The organism is Stieleria sp., from assembly GCF_041595215.1.
Classification (GTDB): Bacteria; Planctomycetota; Planctomycetia; order Pirellulales; family Pirellulaceae; genus Stieleria; species Stieleria magnilauensis.
Genome location: NZ_JBFHKV010000989.1, coordinates 1 through 3,227 on the forward strand (window position 1 = coordinate 1; position 3,227 = coordinate 3,227).

The following is a 3,227-nucleotide window of genomic DNA, read 5'->3' on the forward strand; positions in this document are numbered from 1 at the left end:
AATCCAAGTGATCGACCAACGCACAAACCGGAGTCCGCCCGCCGCCGAGGTAAACGAGCGTGCCTTCGGACAACCGATCAAAATCGGTCCGGCTTGCGGTTGCCACTCCACCGTCACACAGCGGAATCAGATCGGTCGTCGTGGACCCGATATCGACCAGCAATCCGCCCCCGGACAACTGCGACGCGAAACGTCGGGCGACCCACTTCGCCAACGCATGCCAATTGGCCGCGGCAATCAGATCGACATGCTCCATCGCCCACGCCGCGGAATGAACGTGTCCATCGACGGCATAAAAGAGCGGCGACGACCATCCACATTGCTTCACCGCACGGCAGACCTGATCGACGATGTGTTGCACGCCGACGCAACGATCTAGAAAACAATCCGCCAGCTCGCCGGTCATCGTCACCACGACGCGTGAGGCATCGGGATAGGCGGCGAAGTCGGCTTTCAGCTGGCCGGCGAGATCATCCGGTCGCATCCAAAGCGGAAATTCGACTGACGACACATTGCCTTGCGTGTCGGCGTATTTCAAGTTCGCCCCGCCGATGTCGACCCCCAACGTGACAGGTTCCGATGCGGGGGTGGGATTCGACATTGGCTGCGCAATGGGGCGTGGAATGCTGACGGTAAGAGCCAGCGGTTTGTTGTGTTCGTGAGCCGAAGAAACTCGCGTTCTACCGCTAAGTCACCCTAAGACGTGAGGCCCGGACGCTAGCGCGAACCGGCTGATCTCAAACGATGATCAGCCGTTTGGCGCGAGCCTACGGGCCTCAATGAGAGAATCTCGGCGCTTCACACCGTTTGCGGCGTGTCGATTTTCACTTTGCCGTCGGCCGTCCAATGGACCGAGTTCACGCTGGCCTTGCAACTGACCGGCCCGGTTTCGATGTCGAACAAACGCGCGGCAAGATTTCCGTGAATCATCTCGCGCAAACCGACGTATGACGTCGTCAGCCGGGGATTGATTTCGATGATGTAGTCGTCGCTCGGGGTTTCGCCCAAGATCAAATCCAGACCGACGAAGCCGCGTGCGGTCGGCGGCATCGCGGCGATCGCTCGGGCGGCCAACGCGGTGGCACGCCGCTGGGCGTTGTTGTTCAGCGGTCCGCAACCGCCGACGTACTCACAGATTCCATCGCTGATCTCTTGGGACACCGCCGGCAAGAACGTCTGGTAGTTACCGGAGGACAGCAGTGAAATCGAAATGCTGCGACCGGGGACCCAGCCTTGCATCAGCGAATTGTTATTGAGTGATTTGCGGGCCTCGCGAAAATCGTCGAACGTCGCGATCGCAAGCGTGCCGCAACCGTCGCGAGGTTTGACGACAAATCGCTCGCAGCCAGCTACCAAACCCACCATCCGTTCGTCGCCGACGGCGATGTACGGCGGATGAGCGACACCGGAGCTGTGCAACACCTGGGCGGTCAGCAGTTTATCGCTGGCCACGCGAAGAAAATCACCGCTTCCGGCGATCACATCCACGCCACTGCTGCGCAACGAAGCCACGCCCTTGGCCAACAACCCGTCACTTTCGGGCGCGATGATCAACGCCGCGTCACAGTCTTTGGCGGCGGAGACCCATTGCGCCCAGAGCGGGCGTTCGGCATCGAAGGCAACGGTATGCGTGGCGTTGACGGACACTTCGAAGCGGTCTTCGAGGACGACCGTCGTTTCGGAGAACGCCGAAAGGTCTTCCACTAAGGCGCGAAGCATCGCCTCTCCCTCCTTCCGCAAAGAAGGCGGGATCTGGTCGATCGCCTGATCCGCGACGCCGCCGCCGCAGATGTATTCCCCGACGAAAACCTTCAAGTCACAATCCCTTAAAAAATGCCCAAATGATCACGTGCTTCGTCCGTCATCCGATCCGGCGACCACGCCGGTTCCATCACAACTTTGACTTCACACGAATCAACTTCCTCAAGTTCCTCGGCAGCCGCTTTCGTCCCGGCAACCAATTGCGGTCCCGCAGGACACATCGGACTGGTCATCGTCATCTCGATCGTCACATCGTGACGCCCGTCTTCCTTCTCGTCCCCGATCGCGACGACATAGATCAGCCCCAAGTCCACAATGTTAACGTATAACTCGGGATCGATCACCTGCTTGAGCGATTCGCGAACCTTGTCTTCTGCAAGTGCCATGTCTTCTTTCCGGGCGATTCAGGTTTCAAGTATCGGGTTTCAGGTTTCAAGTTTCAGGTTTCAAGTTGTGCAGTCTCATGCTGGAGCATGAAACACGGAACCAGAAACTTGAAACTGAATTTTTTATTCGTATTCTCGGACTTGGCGGGCGATGGCCGCTCCGAGGGCTTCCCGCACGCTATCGATCGTGATTCGGTCGAAAATCTGCTGGAAGAACCCGGTCACAATCATACGGGTTGCTTCCTTCCGAGTAAAACCGCGGCAACGGGCATAAAAGATTTGATCCTCGTCCACTTTGGACGTCGTGCTGCCGTGGGTGCAACGGACATCGTCCGCTTCGATCTCCAATCCCGGGATCGAATCTGCCCGAGCGTGGTGGGACAGGACCAGATTGTCATTGCGCTGGTAACCGTCGGTCTTCTGAGCCGCCGGGTCGACCTTGATCATCCCCCGCCAGACCGTGCGACTTTTGTCCTGCTGGGCCGCTTTGTACAGGAAATCGCTTCGGCAACTCTCCGCTTTGTGGTGCTGCAAGGTGTGATAGGCCAAATGCTGACGGCCTTCGGTGAACATCACGCCGTTGACTTGGCTGTGGGCACCCGGACCGACCAAATCCACCGACTGATTGACCTTCGAAAGCGAGGAGCCCATTGCCGCAATCGTCCATTGCAGCGAGCAATCGCGGTCGATCACCGCTTTCTGCTGGGCGAAGTGGTAGGTCTTGTGCCCCCACTCCTGCAGATTGACGTAGCGAAGGTTCGATCCTGGTTTCTGAACCAATTCGATCGACCCCAGATGGAGACCCGCACCACCCGCGTCGGTGCTATTGGACTCGTGCAGCAAGGTGGCTTCGGCACCATCCTCCAGAACCACCAACGTGTGCGTCGTGTCGGTGCCGCCGTCGGTCAAGATCGACCCGATGTGCAGCGGACGATCGACGACAACTCCGCGGGGCACGTACAGGAATTGCCCGCCGGACATGAACGCCGCATGGAGCGCGGCAAATTTGTCGTGATCGGGATCAAAGGCCGTGAACAAGTACGGACGAACGAGTTCGGGGTGCGACTGGGCCAGTTTCGA

The 3,227-nt window shown here is 58.7% G+C and carries 4 protein-coding genes; all 4 read right to left on the minus strand.

Going from position 1 to position 3,227, the window contains the following annotated elements; all coding sequences use genetic code 11:
* Positions 1–601 (minus strand): hydantoinase/oxoprolinase family protein (locus ABX749_RS27170; RefSeq protein ID WP_372898786.1); only part of this gene is annotated, 601 nt, incomplete at its 3' end.
* A 197-nt stretch (positions 602–798) separates the two neighbouring features.
* Complete coding sequence (locus ABX749_RS27175) at positions 799–1,815, minus strand: ATP-grasp domain-containing protein (protein ID WP_145217830.1); 1,017 nt, start codon at positions 1,813–1,815, stop codon at positions 799–801.
* Between the two features lie 11 nt (positions 1,816–1,826).
* On the minus strand, positions 1,827–2,147 hold the full coding sequence (locus ABX749_RS27180; protein WP_095736315.1) for a metal-sulfur cluster assembly factor: 321 nt from the start codon (positions 2,145–2,147) through the stop codon (positions 1,827–1,829).
* 123 nt (positions 2,148–2,270) lie between these two features.
* A partial coding sequence (gene sufD / locus ABX749_RS27185; RefSeq protein WP_372898787.1) for a Fe-S cluster assembly protein SufD occupies positions 2,271–3,227 on the minus strand: 957 nt, incomplete at its 5' end.

Excerpts from the sequence above, each read along its gene's own strand:
- ABX749_RS27180 (WP_095736315.1), bottom strand. The coding sequence starts at position 2,147 with ATGGCACTTGCAGAAGACAAGGTTCGCGAATCGCTCAAGCAGGTGATC.